This is a genomic window from Azospirillum thiophilum (genome assembly GCF_001305595.1).
Classification (GTDB): domain Bacteria; phylum Pseudomonadota; class Alphaproteobacteria; order Azospirillales; family Azospirillaceae; genus Azospirillum; species Azospirillum thiophilum.
In genome coordinates this window covers 1,351,820-1,367,500 of the sequence record NZ_CP012401.1, presented here as the reverse complement: position 1 = coordinate 1,367,500, position 15,681 = coordinate 1,351,820, and the positions used below count along the sequence as shown (strand labels likewise).

General features: G+C 70.2%; 18 protein-coding genes, 1 tRNA gene and 1 riboswitch (1 of these 20 running past the window's edge). Of the genes, 5 read left to right on the top strand and 14 right to left on the bottom strand.

Annotation, left to right across the window (positions count from 1 at the left end; all coding sequences use genetic code 11):
* From AL072_RS06315 to AL072_RS06305, 3 genes are all read right to left on the bottom strand, one after another.
* On the bottom strand, positions 1-951 hold the 5' portion of the coding sequence (locus AL072_RS06315; RefSeq protein WP_045581048.1) for a potassium channel family protein. The gene continues 66 nt to the left of window position 1, outside the view; the window shows 951 of its 1,017 coding nt (coding positions 1-951); its start codon is at positions 949-951; its stop codon lies off the left edge, out of view.
* A 153-nt stretch (positions 952-1,104) separates the two neighbouring features.
* On the bottom strand, positions 1,105-1,725 hold the full coding sequence (locus AL072_RS06310; RefSeq protein ID WP_342669598.1) for a 2-hydroxychromene-2-carboxylate isomerase: 621 nt from the start codon (positions 1,723-1,725) through the stop codon (positions 1,105-1,107).
* Between the two features lie 100 nt (positions 1,726-1,825).
* A complete protein-coding gene (locus AL072_RS06305; RefSeq protein ID WP_045581049.1) occupies positions 1,826-2,539 on the bottom strand; it encodes a response regulator in 714 nt (237 codons plus the stop codon).
* 273 nt (positions 2,540-2,812) lie between these two features.
* On the opposite strand from AL072_RS06305, the gene AL072_RS06300 reads away from it, so the two are divergent.
* The 3 genes from AL072_RS06300 (at position 2,813) to AL072_RS06290 (ending at position 5,580) form a co-directional block, all read left to right on the top strand.
* Entirely contained in the window at positions 2,813-2,998 is a 186-nt protein-coding gene (locus AL072_RS06300) for a hypothetical protein (protein ID WP_045581050.1), read from the top strand.
* Between the two features lie 22 nt (positions 2,999-3,020).
* Positions 3,021-3,263, top strand: a complete 243-nt coding sequence (locus AL072_RS06295) for a hypothetical protein (RefSeq protein WP_144428162.1) — start codon at positions 3,021-3,023, stop codon at positions 3,261-3,263.
* A gap of 103 nt (positions 3,264-3,366) precedes the next feature.
* On the top strand, positions 3,367-5,580 hold the full coding sequence (locus AL072_RS06290) for a hypothetical protein (protein WP_045581052.1): 2,214 nt from the start codon (positions 3,367-3,369) through the stop codon (positions 5,578-5,580).
* 51 nt (positions 5,581-5,631) lie between these two features.
* Here AL072_RS06290 and AL072_RS06285 read toward each other — a convergent pair whose 3' ends face one another.
* The 5 genes from AL072_RS06285 to thiO form a co-directional block, all read right to left on the bottom strand.
* Complete coding sequence (locus tag AL072_RS06285) at positions 5,632-6,090, bottom strand: hypothetical protein (protein ID WP_144428161.1); 459 nt, start codon at positions 6,088-6,090, stop codon at positions 5,632-5,634.
* Positions 6,091-6,119: 29 nt separating this feature from the next.
* Complete coding sequence (locus AL072_RS06280) at positions 6,120-6,563, bottom strand: PaaI family thioesterase (protein WP_045581053.1); 444 nt, start codon at positions 6,561-6,563, stop codon at positions 6,120-6,122.
* 100 nt (positions 6,564-6,663) lie between these two features.
* Positions 6,664-7,473: a thiazole synthase gene (thiG, locus tag AL072_RS06275; protein WP_045581054.1), complete on the bottom strand. Its 810-nt coding sequence runs from the start codon at positions 7,471-7,473 to the stop codon at positions 6,664-6,666.
* 73 nt (positions 7,474-7,546) lie between these two features.
* Positions 7,547-7,756 (bottom strand): sulfur carrier protein ThiS, encoded by a 210-nt coding sequence (gene thiS, locus AL072_RS06270; protein ID WP_045581055.1) that lies wholly within the window; start codon positions 7,754-7,756, stop codon positions 7,547-7,549.
* Entirely contained in the window at positions 7,753-8,934 is a 1,182-nt protein-coding gene (gene thiO / locus AL072_RS06265; RefSeq protein ID WP_045581056.1) for a glycine oxidase ThiO, read from the bottom strand. Before thiO ends, thiS begins: the two co-directional genes overlap by 4 nt.
* Positions 8,926-9,025: riboswitch (TPP riboswitch) on the bottom strand. (Overlaps the previous gene by 9 nt.)
* 219 nt (positions 9,026-9,244) lie before the next feature.
* Here thiO and AL072_RS06260 point away from each other — a divergent pair.
* A complete protein-coding gene (locus AL072_RS06260; protein WP_045581057.1) occupies positions 9,245-9,547 on the top strand; it encodes an STAS domain-containing protein in 303 nt (100 codons plus the stop codon).
* 117 nt (positions 9,548-9,664) lie between these two features.
* On the opposite strand, the gene AL072_RS06255 is transcribed toward AL072_RS06260, so the two are convergent.
* A tRNA-Leu gene (locus AL072_RS06255) sits at positions 9,665-9,749 on the bottom strand.
* A gap of 176 nt (positions 9,750-9,925) precedes the next feature.
* Between AL072_RS06255 and lipB the strand changes: the two genes are divergently transcribed.
* Positions 9,926-10,681, top strand: a complete 756-nt coding sequence (gene lipB, locus AL072_RS06250; RefSeq protein WP_045581058.1) for a lipoyl(octanoyl) transferase LipB — start codon at positions 9,926-9,928, stop codon at positions 10,679-10,681.
* 10 nt (positions 10,682-10,691) lie between these two features.
* Here lipB and AL072_RS06245 read toward each other — a convergent pair whose 3' ends face one another.
* The 5 genes from AL072_RS06245 to AL072_RS06225 form a co-directional block, all read right to left on the bottom strand.
* A complete protein-coding gene (locus AL072_RS06245; RefSeq protein WP_045581059.1) occupies positions 10,692-11,213 on the bottom strand; it encodes a hypothetical protein in 522 nt (173 codons plus the stop codon).
* A complete protein-coding gene (locus AL072_RS06240; protein WP_245636783.1) occupies positions 11,200-12,069 on the bottom strand; it encodes a hypothetical protein in 870 nt (289 codons plus the stop codon). The genes AL072_RS06245 and AL072_RS06240 overlap by 14 nt, the downstream gene beginning before the upstream one ends.
* An 84-nt stretch (positions 12,070-12,153) precedes the next feature.
* Entirely contained in the window at positions 12,154-12,444 is a 291-nt protein-coding gene (locus AL072_RS06235) for an acylphosphatase (RefSeq protein ID WP_045581061.1), read from the bottom strand.
* Positions 12,441-14,219 carry a long-chain-fatty-acid--CoA ligase gene (locus tag AL072_RS06230; RefSeq protein WP_045581062.1) on the bottom strand — a complete coding sequence of 593 codons (1,779 nt, stop codon included), beginning with the start codon at positions 14,217-14,219 and terminating at the stop codon, positions 12,441-12,443. Before AL072_RS06230 ends, AL072_RS06235 begins: the two co-directional genes overlap by 4 nt.
* Before the next feature lie 163 nt (positions 14,220-14,382).
* Positions 14,383-15,507 carry a serine hydrolase domain-containing protein gene (locus tag AL072_RS06225; RefSeq protein ID WP_052709923.1) on the bottom strand — a complete coding sequence of 375 codons (1,125 nt, stop codon included), beginning with the start codon at positions 15,505-15,507 and terminating at the stop codon, positions 14,383-14,385.
* Positions 15,508-15,681 lie beyond the last annotated feature (174 nt).

Genomic DNA, 15,681 nt, shown 5'->3' with positions numbered 1-15,681 from the left:
GAACAGCAGCAGAAGCACGCCCATGATGATCTCGATGCCGCAGATCAGACGCACCGGCCCGGAGACCGGATGGATATCGCCATAGCCGACGGTGGCGAAGGTCACGATGGAGAAATAGATGCCTTCGGCGAAGGTCAGATCACGCCTGACACCTTCGATGACGAAGTTCGGCTCCACCATGAAGCGGTCCATGATGGTGTAGATGGCGCCGAACAGGATGATGCACAGCGAATAGAAGGTGAGGAAGGCGAAGGCCGGCAGCACCAGCCGTGCCGATTGCTGGAAGAACCCTTCGAACAGCAGTCCGGCATCGAGCAGGAAGATGGCGATGTCGCGGGCGACCAGGGCGACGATCGCGGCGACCGCCGACATGGACAACAGGAAGATGGCGCCGACCGTCTGCGTGTCGATGTCCTGACCCGGCACCAGGAAGGTCAGGGCGCCGATGCCCCAGACCGGGGCCATCCACAGGAAGATCCGGTCGAAATGGCCGCCTTCGCGCAGACGCCGCGACATCACGATCCGCCGGATGTCCTCCGCCCGCCACCAGGCACCGCCCAGGAACGCGGCCAGCGGCAGGACGAAGGCGATGGCCTGGGTCAGCGGCCGGATGTTGTGGAAATTGCTTTCCAGGAAAAAGACGAAGATGCAGGCATAGACGCCGATGAAGTTGGTCAGGGCCAGCGTGAAGAACTGGCTGCCCGGAAACAGGTAGTGGAAGGCGCCGACCGCCAGCCCGACCGATCCCAGAAGCACGAAGGTCAGGTCGCCCGACACCGACCGGATCGACAATGCGATCAGGCCGAGCAGCAACGCGGTCAGCAGCGCCCCGCCCAGCCAGGATTTGGATGCACCGCGCGCGCCATGGGCACCGGCATGCGCGCCGACAGTGGGGGCCGCTGCTGTGGGACTTGCCGTCCGGGGGCGGCGGTCGGGAACGATCTGGTCCATGGGGCGGCAACCCGAAGCGGAAACAGGCACCGGCGCCGGCGCCTCAACGAAAGTCATGGTTCGGAGTTATAGCGGTTCGCCCACCCCAACCGTCAGAGATTTCCGCACGGGAGGTAAGGATTTCGGGCGGAGGCCGGGTCCGCCCGACGCCGCTCACCAGCCGCCGGTGGCAAGCCAGCGGTCGACCATGTCGAGCCGGTCCCAGCCCCAGAAGGGTTCGCCGTCGACGAGGACGAAGGGAGAGCCGAAGACCCCGCGGTCGACCGCATCATCCGTTTCCGTCCGCAGCCGGTCCTTGACCGTCGGGTCCTGGAGCGCGGCCGTCACCGCGGCGCGGTCGATGCCGAGGCTGCCCAGCGTCTGCGACGCGATCTCCGCCACCGTGTCGGACGGTCCGATGTCGCGCCCTTCGCCGAAATGGGCATGGAATAGCGCGCGGGCCAGCAGCTTCGCCTGTTCCGGATGCTGGTCGGCCAGCCAATAGAAGGCACGCGACGCCGCGACGCCGTTGACCGGCGCCGAATCGGGGAAGGTGAAGGGAACGCCGGTCAGCCGGGCGATGCGGCCGACATCGTGCGTCAGATATTCGCCGCGCAGCGGCTGCTGCAGGTTCGGCTTCATGCCCGTCACCTTGAAGATGGCGCCGAGCAGGACAGGGTGCCAGATGACGGAGCGGCCATGCTTCGCCGCCAGTTCGTCGATGCGCAGGCTGGCGAAATAGCCGTAGGGCGAGGCGAAGTCGAAATAGAAGTCGATGGGGTCGGACACGCGCATTTCCTCTCCGCTGGTTTTCAGAAAGGTTAACGCGTGCGTAAGGAAGCGTCCAGGGGCAGGCGCCCTCCCCCGAACGGCCGGGCGTTCAGACCGTCAGCAGCTAGACCGCCCGCACCTTGGCGTCGAAGACGTAGCCGGCGCCGCGTTCGGTCTTGATGATGCGGGGTTCCTTCGGATTGGCCTCGATCTTGCGGCGCAGGCGCAGGATCAGGACGTCGATGGACCGGTCGAACACCTCCGCCCCGTCGACCCGGGTGAGGTCAAGCAGCTGGTCGCGGGTCAGCACCCGCTGCGGCCGCTTGACGAAGGCGGCGAGCAGACCGAATTCCGCCTTCGTGAGCTCAACCTCGCGCCCCTCCTGCCCGCGCAGGCGCTGGGCGGTGAGGTCGAGCTCCCAATTGGCGAACTGCACGACGGCCCGCAGTTCGTCGGCATTGCGCGGCGGACGTCCGTCATTGGAGACGCGGCGCAGCACCGCCTTGATGCGGGCCAGCAGTTCGCGCGGGTTGAACGGCTTGGTCAGGTAATCGTCCGCCCCCAGCTCCAGCCCGACGATGCGATCAACGTCCTGGTCCTTGGAGGACAGGATGATGACGGGGATCTGCGATTCGGTGCGAATCTGGCGGACCAGCCCCAAACCGTCGCCGTCGGGCAGGCGGAGGTCGCAGACCACGAGGTCGACGGGCTCGCCATCCAGGGCCTGCTTGGCCGATGCGGTATCGTGCGCCGTGGTGACCCGGTAGCCTTCCCCCGCCAGATAGGACGCCAGAAGCTCCCGAATCGGCTCGTCGTCGTCGACCGCGAGAATGTGCATGCCTGATACCTCCCCCGATCTTCTTATCCCACGCGCGAACGACGCGCAATGCGTTACAACCCGGTAACCGTCGCCGGTCCTCCGGCTTTCGCATGAGCCGACTGAAATGGCAGCCGGCCCCGGTGACATGAAATTACCCCTTCACGGACATTAACCAGAAACATGCTGCGGTTTAAATGCCGACCATCGAACAGGGGGCGAACAGGGGACGGTGACCCGCCCGGGTGCCGGACCACCGCCAGCGATACCGCTCGTGATGGGGAATGCACCGCCATGTCGAACATCGATCATTGCCTGGAGCGCCTGGCGTTGCTCGACCGCGCAGACCGGCTGCTGAACGAGGTGCGGGTCTATGGCCAGCAGGGCTCGAACCGCGACATGCTGGCGCAGCACCGGTTGCTGCTGGGCGAGGCGCGACGCCACCTCGATTCGGCGCGCTCGGTCGGCCGGTCGGGCTGAGCCGCGACGCGCGATGCCGATCATGTCCGGTTGCAATGCCCCGGCACCGCCGGTGCCGTTCCACCGCGGCAAGCCGTCGCGGCGCCTGCCCGCCGACGGCCATCGCCGTCCGGTGCAGGACCGCTGCGGCCACCATGCCGGCTGCGCCCCCGCCGCGGCACACGGTCCCTTGCCCCAACCGGCAAAGCTCCCCATGCCGATGCCGGTCGCGCCTGCCCCGCTGTGGCGCACGATGATGGACCGCTGGCTGGCGGCGACGCCCTGACCAGCCGATACCTCACCGGCCTTCGCCACATCGTCTCCCTATTCCCGCCCGATTTCACGCCTATGCCGGCGGTTCGGGAACAACAGGAACGGAGAGACCCATCATGACCCGCGCCATCCTTCTCGCCACCACAGCACTGCTGACGGCGGCACCGGCCGCCTGGGCGGCGAACGGCTCCGCCGATGGGGGAGCCGATGGGGGGGGCGGCGGACGGCTGGCGCTGACCCGGGTTCTGCTGTCGACCGGCGGCGTCGGCTATTTCGAATATGAGGCGACGGTGAGCGGCGATGCCGACCTGTCGCTGGAGGTGCGGCGCGATCAGGTCGACGACGTGCTGAAAAGCATCGTCGTCTATGACGACAAGGGCGGCGTCGGCACCATCGGCCTTCCGGGAGCGGAACCTCTGGACACCGCCTTCCGCGAGCTGCCCTTCTCGGCCGGCGACCTCCATTCCCCGGCGGCGCTGCTGAGCGCGATGCGGGGCGCCGAGGTGACGGCCGGCGGCTCCAGCCAATTGACCGGCCGGCTGATGTCGGTGACGGAGGAGACGGCGCGCCTGCCGGGTGGCGACAACGCCACCGTGACGCGCCACCGGGTGACGCTGATGACCGCCGACGGCATGCGACAACTGGTGCTGGAGGAGGCCGACACGCTGCGCTTCACCAATCCGGCGGTGCAGGCGCAGATCGACAAGGCGCTGGCGGCGGTAGCGGACAATGCGCGGCGCGAGCGCAGGCGGCTGACCGTGCAGAGCCACGCCCCGAAGGACGGACAGGCGGGCGGCGAGCGCCGGGTGCGCGTCGGCTATGTAGCGGAGATGCCGCTGTGGAAGGCGACCTACCGGCTCAGCCTGGGAGCGGACGGCGCTCCGGCGGGAACCGGCCGGCCGCCGGACGGGCGCGGCGCGCTGCAGGGCTGGGCGGTGCTGGAGAATCTCAGCGGCGAGGACTGGCGCGGCGTCGACCTGACCGTGGTGTCGGGCAACCCGGTCACTCTGCGCCAGGCGCTCTATACCCCCTATTTCGTCGAGCGGCCCGAGGTGCCGGTCGAGGTGCTGGGCCGGGTGCTGCCGAGCGCGGACGAGGGCACGGTCACGCTGGATGCCGCCCGCCCGGCGATGCGTGCCGAATCGTCGCGCCCCGCGCCTGCGCCCGCCATGGCCGCACCGGCCCCGATGGCCGAACGGATGGCCGAACCGATGGCGAAGACTGCGACCGCCCCCTATGGATCGGCCCTGGGCACCCCGGCGGTCGCCGCGGTCGACAGCGCAGAAGCCGGCACGGCCGAGGGCGCCCAGGTGCTGTTCCATTACCCGCAGCCGGTCACGGTGCCGAACGGCGGCACGCTGATGATGCCGATCGCCGCGCGGGCCATGCCGGTGGAGCGGGTGGCGCTCTACCAGCCGGCGACCGCGGCGCGCCACCCGCTGGCGGCACTGCGGCTGCGCAACGACGGCGACACCGCGCTGCCGCCGGGATTGCTGACCTTCTACGACCGCGCCTCCGGAACCGCTGCGACCGCCGCCGCAGGGAACACCGCCGCAGGGAACACCGCCGCCGGGAACACCGCCTATGTCGGCGATGCCCGCATGGCGACCCTGCCGGCGGGCGACAGCCGGCTGCTGTCCTTCGCCGTCGATCAGTCGGTGACCGTCGACCGCGAGGAGAAGCCGGATCGCCGGCTGTCGCGCGCCACCATTGCCGACGGGGTGCTGACACTGTCGGTGATCGACCGCCAGACCACCATCTACACCGTCGCCGGTGCTCCGGATGGCGACCGCAATCTCGTGATCGAGCATCCGCGCCGCGCCGGTTGGACCCTCGCCGAAGCGGCGGGCGGTGGAACGGACGGCAAGCCGGACGCAACCGCGATCGCCTACCGCCTGCCGCTCGCCGTGCCGGCCGGCAAGACGGTGACGCTGACCGCCACGCTTGAACGGCCGAGGCAGGAACGCATCGTCCTGACCGACCTGAGCGCCGACCAGATCGCCGCCCGCGCCGCCGCCACCGAACTCCCGGCGGAGGTGCGGCAGGCGCTGACCGCGATGGCCGGGCTGCGCGCCGCCGTCGCCGAGAAGGAACGCCGGATCGCCGAGCTGGAGCGCGACCGGACGGACCGCATCGCCGACCAGGACCGTCTGCGCGAGAACCTGAAGGCCCTGCCCGCCGGCAGCGACCTGCACAAGCGCACGCTGGCCAAGATGGCGGAGGCCGAGAACCGCCTGGACGCGATCGCCCGCGACCTCGCCACCGCCCGCGGCGAGGCCGAGGCGGCGCGGCAGACGCTGCGCGAGCGGGTCAAGGCGCTGGCGATCTGAGGGCAATGGCAAGGGACGGTGGCGGCGGGCGATGCCCGCCGCCCCGGTTCCCTACAGCGTCGTCGCGCTGCAATAGGCCCAATCTTCGCCCTGGAGGCCGAAGAACGCCGCGACCGGCTTGCCGCTGGAGCGGTCGACGACGACTCGGAAGCGGCTGCCGGTGCAGGTGCCGGCGGCCTGCCTGGCGAAGGGCAGCTTGACGTGCTTGGACTTCAGGCAGGCGTTGGACATCTTGGGCGGGGAGGCCGGGCCGTCCACCTTCCTGCCGTTCAGCACCATGTAATAGGTGGTGGCCTGGCCGCCCTTGACGTCCGCCTTCACCTCGATCTTGCCGAAGCGCGACTTGTAGAGGCCGGCATCCTGCTCGCCGTCCGGCCCCCCGGCCGGCAGCGTCCGGAAGGAGATGGCCGCGCAGGACGGCGGGTCCTTGGCCAGTGCCGGGGTGGCGAGCATGGCGAGGCCGCCGGTCAGCAGAAGGGCGGCAATCCGTGACGGCTGCATGGGCTGCATGGGAAACCCCTTTCGAACCGGTTGGAACGTCACTTCGGCATCACGCAGAAGGTGGTCTGCTGCATCAGGGCGCAGTCCTTCTCCACCCCGCCGTCCAGCATCGCGATCTCGACCTGGGTGATGACCAGGGTGCGGCCCGGCTTCACCACGCGGGCGCGGGCGATCATCACGTCGCCCTTGGCCGGCGACATCAGGTTGATCTTGAACTCGACCGCCAGCACCTCCGCCCCGGCCGGCATCAGGCTCAGCGCGGCATAGCCGCCGGCATTGTCGGCCAGCGTGCTGACCATGCCGGCATGGAAGAAGCCGTGCTGCTGGGTGAGGTCGGCGCGGAAGGGCAGCCGCATCTCGCAGAAGCCGGGCTCGATGGCCGCCAACTCGATGCCGAGCGTCCTGCAGATCGGCTGCTGTTCGAACGAGGCGAGGCAGCGCGCCTTCCAGTCGGCGGCGCGGGGTTCGAAGGTGGCGGGCAAGGCTGGGGTCTCCGACAAGGGGATGCTGCGCCACAGCCTGCGTCAGCCGCTCCGCCGGATCAAGCGGACGAATGGACAGAGCGCCTCGCTCCCCGTGGTGTCACCCCCCGATCAGGCCCATCTGCGGGCTGGACGGTTCGGCATGGGCCCGCATCGGCATGCGGCCGGCGAGATGGGCGCCCCGGCCGGCGCTCACCGCGTCGCGCATCGCCGCCGCCATCCGCACCGGATCGCGCGCCTTCGACACCGCGGTGTTCAGCAGCACGGCGGCACAGCCCAGCTCCATCGCGCGGGCGGCGTCCGACGCGGTGCCGATGCCGGCGTCCAGCACCACCGGAACCGGGCTGCGGGCGCAGATCGTCTCGATGGCGTGCGGGTTGCGGATGCCAAGCCCCGACCCGATGAAGGCGCCCAGCGGCATCACCGCGGCGGCGCCCAGGTCGGCCAGCTTGCGGCAGGTCACCGGATCGTCGTTGCAGTAGGGCAGCACGACGAAGCCGTCATTCACCAACTCCTCCGTCGCGCGCAGCAGTTCCTCCACGTCGGGATAGAGCAGCTCGCGGTCGCCGATCACCTCCAGCTTGATCCAGGGGGTATCCAGCGCCTCGCGCGACAGCTGCGCGGTCAGCACGGCCTCCTTGGCGGTCATGCAGCCGGCGGTGTTGGGCAGCAGCCCGACCGGGCCGCCCGGCCGCCCGGCGGTGGCGCGGGCCAGCACGTCGACCAGGCTTTCCGAATAGCCGTCCAGGCTGATGCGCCGGATCGCCAGCGTGACCAGCTCGCTGCCGCTGGCCGCCAGCGCGTCGAGCATGACCTGCTGGTTCGGATAGCCGGCGGTGCCCAGGAACAGGCGCGAACCGAAGCTGCGCCCGGCGATGACTAGGGGGTCGGCGGGAATGGTTTGGGACATGGAATCAGGACCTTCGCAAAGGCGCTTCCCCGTTTTCGGAGGAAGGGAGATGTCGGGGGGCTGCCGCCCTGGTTCAGCCGCCCTGGATCGGGCGGACGATCTCCAGGCTGTCGCCCGGCCGGAGCGCGGTGCCGGCCCACTGGCGGCGGGGAACCACCGTGCCGTTGAGGGCGACGGCGACGCCGCGGGTTCCCTCGGCGATGCCGCGGGCGGCCAGCAGTTCGGCGACAGAGGCGGCGGCGAGCGGCTCGTCGCGGCCGTTGACGCGGAGGACGGCGCTCATGCGGCGGCTCCCGCCAGGACGAAACGGTCGGCGGCGAACGGGCGCAGCAGCGGATCGGTCTCCCCGGTCAGCACCAGCCGGGCGATGCCATCGGCGGTCACCGGGGTCAGCAGGATGCCGTTGCGGTGGTGGCCGGTGGCATGGATCAGGCCGGGAATCCCGCTGTCGCCCAGGACCGGCGCATCGTCGCGGCTGCCGGGGCGGAAGCCGGCCCAGGCCTCTTCGATCGGCAGTTCGGCGATGCCCGGAAGCGCCCGCCATGCCCCCTCCAGCAGGGCGAACTGGCCGCCCGCGGTGAGGCGGTCGTCGAAGCCGCGCTCCTCCGTCGTGGCGCCGATCAGCAGCCGGCCGTCCAGCCGCGGGATCAGGTAGGTACCGGGCGTCCACACCACATGGCGCAGCAGCGGCAGCCGCGGGTCCATGCGCAGGCAGACCATCTGCCCCTTCACCGGCCGCACCGGCGGCCTTGCCACGGGCGGCAGGCCGGGCACCCCGGCCGACCAGGCGCCGGCCGCCAGCACAACCCGGTCGGCCCGGTGCAGGCTTCCGGCGACACGCACCCCAATGGCACGACCGCCCTCCACCGCCAGCGCGACGTCGCCGCATTGCTCGTGCAGGCGGGCACCGGCAGCCTCCGCGGCGCGGCGCAAGGCGGTGGCGACCTTCCGGTTGTCGACCTGATGGTCGCCGGAACAGAACAGGGCGCCGGCGACGCCGGGTTGCAGATAGGGCTCGCGCCGCCGCACCTCGGCCCCGCCCAGCCACTCCACCGGCAATCCGAGATCGCGCTGGAAGCCGTGCAGGAAGCGGACCTTGGCGGCATCGTCGGCATTGAGCGCGATGACCATGGTGCCTTCGCTGCGCAGATCGACCGGCAGGCCGCTCGCCGCCTCCAGGTCGCGGGCGAAGTCCGGCCACAGCGCCTGCGAGGCGCGGGTCAGCGGCAGCAGTCCCTCCTCGCCCGGCTCGGTCTCGACGCAGGCGGCCAGCATGCCGCCGGCGGCATGGGTGGCGCCGCGACCGGCCTCCCCCCGTTCGAACAGCTCGACGCGGCAGCCGGCCGACGCCAGCCTCCAGGCGATGGCGAGGCCGATGCAGCCGGCGCCGATGATGGCGACGGACGGGCGGGCTCCCGAGTCGGGAGCGGAAAACGGATGTGGTTCGGGCGCATCGATCATGCGGCGGCTCCCTTCGCTGGAATTACCCAGACAGGTTCGATGGGTGTGTTCTCAGCCGCGCGACCACCGCGCGGCACCCCAGGCCTATGTTTTTGCCTTATGCCAACATTCAGCTGGCCCTACAAGCGGAATCGCGGCCCCGCTGCGGCAGGACCGGCGACACCGGGACGGACCCAGGGGCGCCTTTTCCCGTTTGTCCAGCCCGGATCGAACCGGATAGCCCCTTCCGCAGCATGGGCTTGCACCGCCGCAACCCTTCATGCTCCCATGCCGGTACGCCGCATCATCGAGAAAGGGACCGGACGCGACGATGGAGTATGCCTTCACCACCGTCGGCGACCGCGACGGGATCCTGCTGTCCGGCCGCTGCACCTACGAGGACGGCAACCGCTTCCACGACATGCTGCGCGACTGGGACTTCCTGGCAAGGCCGATGGTGCCGCTGGACCTGCGGTTCGTCTCCTTCATCGACTCCGCGGCCATCGGCATGCTGTTCATCCTGGCCAACCGCTGCCGCGAGGCCGGCGGCCACATCGTCGCCAGCGGTGCCGCCCCCCACATCGTTCGTGCGCTCCGCCGCGCCACGCTGGAACGCTATATCGAGCTCAGGTAAGGGGAGCTCAGGCAAGGGACGCCCCGGAACGCGGATACGAAAAAGCCCGCTCGGTCTTTCGACCTGCGGGCCTTTCGTCGTTCCCGTATCCCCGGGATGGTCCCATCTGCATGGGAGTGGTGCGGTCGAGAAGACTCGAACTTCCACGGGTTGCCCCACAGCGACCTCAACGCTGCGCGTCTACCAATTCCGCCACGACCGCACGAGGCTGGTAGCCCCGACCTGCGCTTGCGCGCCTCATCGGGTGGAGCGGGTAGATATCAGCTTCCCGAGGGTCGATCAAGCGCTACAATCATCATCCGCGAAGAAAAATGCGAACGGCCCCTCATCCCTTCTTCCAAACCCTTCTGCCCGACCCTTCTGCCGAGACCCTATCGAATGACATCCGTGACCAGCCTGCCCGCCAGTCCGATCCCGTCCGACACCCCCGCCGGCCTCCGCCCCGCCGCACTTCCCCCGGTCGAGTGGCGCATCTCCGACCGGCCGGTCCCCTACCCCGAGGCGATCGCCGAGATGGAGGCCCGCGTGGAGGCGATCCGCGCCGGCACCGCGCCGGAGATGGTGTGGCTGCTGGAGCATCCGCCGCTCTACACCGCCGGCACCAGCGCCCGGGACGAGGATCTGCTGGAGGCCGACCGCTTCCCGGTCTACCGCACCGGCCGCGGCGGCCAGTACACCTACCATGGGCCGGGCCAGCGGGTGGCCTATGTGATGCTGGACCTGAAGGCGCGCGGCGCCGACATCCGCGCCTATGTCCACGATCTGGAGGAGTGGATCATCCGCACGCTTTCCTCCTTCACCATCAGGGGGGAGCGGCGCGACGGCCGCGTCGGCATCTGGGTCGACAAACAGCCCTATGGCGGCGTGAGGGGCCAGGAGGACAAGATCGCCGCCATCGGCGTGCGGGTGCGGCGCTGGGTCAGCTTCCACGGCATCGCCCTGAACGTCGAGCCGGACCTCGGCCATTTCGGCGGCATCGTTCCCTGCGGCATCGCCGGGCATGGCGTCACCTCCATCGTCGCGCTGGGCCAGCTGGTGACGATGGAGGACGTCGATTCCGCCCTGATCGCGGCATGGCCGGAGGTGTTCGGCGGCCCGATGCGGGGCGAGGAGGGCGAGGACACAGGCGCCTGAACGGCCCCGGTCAGTATTTCTTGAACCCGCCGCCGGCCGGCGTCGCGGCCTGTCCGGCAGCGGGATTGACGCGCGGATCCTTGTTGTCCATCGACTGCACCGTGCAGCCGGCGGAATCGCCGTTGCGGAACAGGTAGATCTTCTTGGGATCGGCCTTCTTGCCGGGATCGTGCAGGTTCAGGCCGTGGCCGAAGGCGACGCCCATCACCTGCCCGTTGAAATAGGCGCGGAACCGCATCGGCGTGATCTCGCCGAAGCGCAGGGCGGCGCAGTCCTTGCTCAATTCCTTCTCGAACGTGCCGGCCTTGCGCCAGTCCTCCTTGGAGCGGATCGTCATCCATTGCGGCGGCAGCGCGAACTGCACGATGGGCGGCGCGAAGGGAAGCTGGGCACCCGGCTGGGGCGGCGCCAGATGGCCGGGCTCGGTCCGCTCCAGCGGCCCGGCCAGCGCCGGGGCGGCCGCCATCGGGCCTGAAATGGACAGAACCAGGATCAGGGCCGCCAGCCGGCGGCACGGATCAAATCCGGACATCGACCCCCCGCTCCCCGAAAGGCTCGACCGGCTTTTCCTTGGCCGGGGCGGTGGGCGGAGCGGACGGGACCGCTGTCCCGGCGCCCAGCCGCCCGGACAGGGTGAGCGACAGGTCCAGCGTCTCCCCGACCGCCGGGGTGTTGCGCGGCGACAGGACCACCGTGCCTTCCAGCCCGTCCGGCGGCCCGGTCATCGCCCCGGCCAGCACCTCCATGAGAGGGCCGAGACCATCGGCGGGAATGCCGTCGGCCTCGACCGTCAGCCCCCGGCCCGGCCGGATGGCCGAGCGCAGCGCGCCGATCACGGCGGCGAGGCCATCGCTCCCCCCCTCGGCCGGCACATGCGCCAGGACCAGGGCTGCCTCCTCGAAACAGGGTGACGCAGGGCCATCCGCCACGCGGAGACCGATGCCGCGCACCTCGACCGCCACATCCCCGGCACCTCCGCCCTCCGTCACCGGACCAAAGTCACCGGCAGGACCATCCAGCGCCGCCACCGCGGCCCGGCGCTCCGCATCGCTGAAACGCCCGGCAAGCGCGGCCTCCGCCGCAGCCACGCCGTCCGCCTCCATTCCGAACACCGTCAGCAGCCGCCCGAGGTCGCGCGCCACCGCCTGGATCGCCGGACCCAATTGCCCCGCAAGGCCGGCAGGGAAGCCGCCGGACGGTCCGGCCAGCGCGTCGTCCACCATCCCCGCCGCAAGGCTGAGACGGACTGCAGGCTCACCGCCCGGCGGCACCGGGGGCATGTTACGGGCAGCAGGCGGCGCCGGCTTGCGGACAGCTTTTCCCTTCGCCTCCGCCGCCTTGGCGAAGACGCCGGCAAGCATGGCCTTCATGCCCGCTACGTCGCTCACATCCTGGCTCCAGTCCCCGAACCGCAAAAGCGCTGCGGCCTCCAGCATGCCGCCATCATGGTTAGCGGAACGCTAATGCCGCGCCTACAGTGTCGGCCGCTGCTCGAACCCGGCCATTCCGGGATCCTGATCGGGCTCGGCCACCAGGTCGCGGACGATGGCGGCGGGCGGGCCGCGGCGGCAGGCGTCCAGCATGCGGTCGACGGCGTCGGCAGGGCCGGCGAACAGTGCCTCAACCGTGCCGTCGGCGCGGTTGCGCACCCAGCCGGTCAGCCCCAGCCCGCCCGCAGTGTCGACGGTCCATCCGCGGTACCATACACCCTGCACCCTGCCCAGGATGCGGACACGCACCGCCTTGCGCCCGTCCGCGCTCATGCGGCACCGCCATCTGCTGGATTGCCGCCGGCAGGACTGCCGCCGACGCCCGCGGCGGCGCGCTTGCCCGCCTCCTCGTCCAGCAGGGCCTTGCGCGACAGTTTGCCGATCATCGTCTTGGGCAGCTCCCGGCGGAATTCCACGACCTTGGGCATCTCGATGGGCGACAGCTTGTCCTTCAGGAAGCTGATCAGCTCGCCCGCGGTCAGGCTCTGGCCCTCGTCAAGCCGCACATAGGCCTTCACCGTCTGGCCGCGATACTCGTCGGGCATGCCGGCCACCACGCATTCGGCGACCGCCGGATGCAGGTAGATCGCCTCCTCGACGTTGCGGGGATAGACGTTGAAGCCGCTGCACAGGATCATGTCCTTGATGCGGTCGACGATGGTGGTGTAGCCGTCCGTGTCCATCACACCGACGTCGCCGGTGTGCAGCCGGCCGTCCACCAGCGTCTGCGCCGTCTCGTCCGGGCGGCGCCAGTATCCCTTCATCACCTGCGGGCCGCGGATGCAGACCTCGCCCTTCTCGCCGGGGGGCAGGACGCGCCGCGGTTCCTCCAGGCTGACGATCTCGACGATGGTGCCGGGCAGCGGCAGGCCGATGGAGCCCTTCTTCTCGCTGTGCTGCACCACCGGATTGACGGTGGCGACCGGCGAGCATTCCGACAGACCGTAGCCCTCGACCAGCGTGCAGCCGGTGACGCGCTCGAACGCCTCCTTCACCTCAAGCGGCAGCGGCGCCCCGCCCGACATGCAGAAGCGGATGGAGGACAGGTCGAACTCCTTCAGGCGCTTGTGATGGTTGATCGCCGTGTAGATGGTCGGCACGGCGGGGAACAGGGTGATCCGCTCCGTCTCCAGCGTGCGCATCACCTGCTCCAGCTCGAAGCGCGGCAGCAGGACGATCTCCGCCCCCAGATGCAGGCCGAAATTCATCACCGCGGTCATGGCGAAGACGTGGAACAGCGGCAGCACGCCCAGCATGCGCTCCTGTCCGTCATCGGTGCCTTCGCCGGGCTTGCGTTCCTTGGCCGCGTACCAGGTCGCGCACTGGACGGTGTTGGCGTAGAGGTTGGCATGGGTCAGCATGGCGCCCTTGGGCACGCCGGTGGTGCCGCCGGTGTATTGCAGCACCGCCACGTCGTCCCGCGGGTCGATGGCGACCGGAGCCGGCTGGCCGTCATTGTCGATCAGCCGGGCGAAGGGAATGTGACGGTCGTCGCGCGGGATCGCCGCGATCTCCGACCGCTTGGCGATGGGGAACAGCCAGTTCTTGGGGAAGGGCAGGATGTCGGCCATGCGGCAGACGACCAGCCGCTTCAGCCCGGACTCATCCAGCATCCGCGCCATCTTGCCGTAGAGCAGCTTCAGGTCCAGCGTGACCATCAACTCGATGTCGCTGTCGCCGATCTGGTGGACCAGCTCGCGTTCGGCATAGAGCGGGTTGAAATTCACCACCACGCCGCCGGCCTTCAGGATGCCGAAGAAGGCGATGACGTAATAGGGCGTGTTGGGCAGGAACAGCCCGACCCGCGTGCCCTTCCCCACCCCGATCGCCTGGAAGCCGCGCGCGGCGCGGTCCACCAGCCGGCCCAGCTCGCGATAGCTGGTGCGCTTGCCCAGGAAATTCAGGCAGGGCCTGTCGCCGTGGCGGGCCGCCGCCCCGTCCAGCAGCTCGGTCAGCGGCCTGACCGGAATCGGCATCGCCCAGTCGACCGTCGGCGGGTACGACGCCAGCCATGGATGATCGGGCAGTGTGCGGACGGCTTCCGCCATGTGCGTGTCCTCCCCCAGCGTCCTGTTCTTCCGATGCCGGTTTCTCCCGGCACCTGCGACGATCCTACGCCCGATCCCCATCCCTGGGGAGCGGAGGATCGTCCCCTGTGAATGGAGATGGGAACGCGCGGGGGATGGACAAGAAGCGGGCGGATGCCCCGGGTCAGCGCGGCCGGCGCAGGCGGTGCAGCACCTCCACCGCCATCCATTCGGCAAGCGCCCCGTCCTCGCCATCCAGGAACACGGCGACGGAGACCGGGACCGGTCCCGGCGTGTGGTAGGCGGCAGGCGTCACCCCCGGCCCGCCGCCGGTGTGGCCCCAATAGGGTCCGGCCGCCGGATCGAGCTCCACCATCATCCCCAGCCCGTAGGACGGCTCGACCCAGGGCCGCCCACCCATCGGCCCGCCGACCGGCAGCCCGTCGCGCATCCGCCGCAGCAGCAGGCCCGGCAGATACTCCTCCGTCAGGCCATGCATGAAGCGGCAGGCGTCGGCCGCGGTCATCGCCGCCACCCCGTGCGACACCCAGCCGGGATGATAGGCCGTGCCCACCGGCGCGCCGCCGAAGGCCGGGCTGGCGCCGAAGAACAGCCCGTCCAGGTCGGTGCGGGTGCGCAGCAGCGCCGCGCTGGACAGGCCGAGCGGAGAGAAGACCTCGCGCGCCAGCACCTCCGCCAGCGGAGCGCCGCCGGCCCGCTCCAGCAGCCGGCCGACCAGCAGATAGCCGATGTTCGAATAGGCGAAGACGCCGACCGGCGGTCCCTTCCCTTGCTCCGTCCCTTCGCGATTCGGGGTCACCCCGCAGCGCGCCAGGAACTCGTCGCCGCTCCAGGGTTCCCCGCCGGCGGCGACGGCGGCATGGTAGTCGGCCCGGCCGCCATAGTCGGGCAGGCCGGCGCGGTGGGCCAGCAGCTGCGCCACGGTGACGCCGCCCGGCCACCCGGCCAGCTCCGGCAGCCAGCGCCCGGCCGGCCCGTCGAGATCGACCGCGCCGCGCGCCGCCAGCCGCAGCACAGCGGCGGCGAGGATGGTCTTGGTCAGGCTGTAGACCAGTGCCCGCCGCCCCGACAGGTCGTCCGCCCCCGACTCGCCCCGCAATGAACGCGGGCGCAGGACCAGCGTGCGCACCGCCGCGGCATCGTCGGCCCCGCGGCCGCCGGCGATGGCGACCAGTGCGGTCCGGGTGGCCGGGCTGACGCTTTCCTCCTCCAGCAGGCCGGTCAGGGCGGCGGCCAGCAGCTCCTGGTCGATATCGGCGCCCGCCGCCCCGTTCTTGTCCTTGCCCATCGCCTGCCCGCTCCCCACTGCCGTCCCATGTATCGTCCCAGATAAAAGGGCCGTCCTGTGGCAAAGGGAAATCCGGTTCGTTCCCACTGGGAGAGCCCTCAGGTCGGCGATTAACCATACTTGTCCGCTGTCGTCCGACGGACGCCTGGAGTATCCTGTCTCATCGCCCCTGCG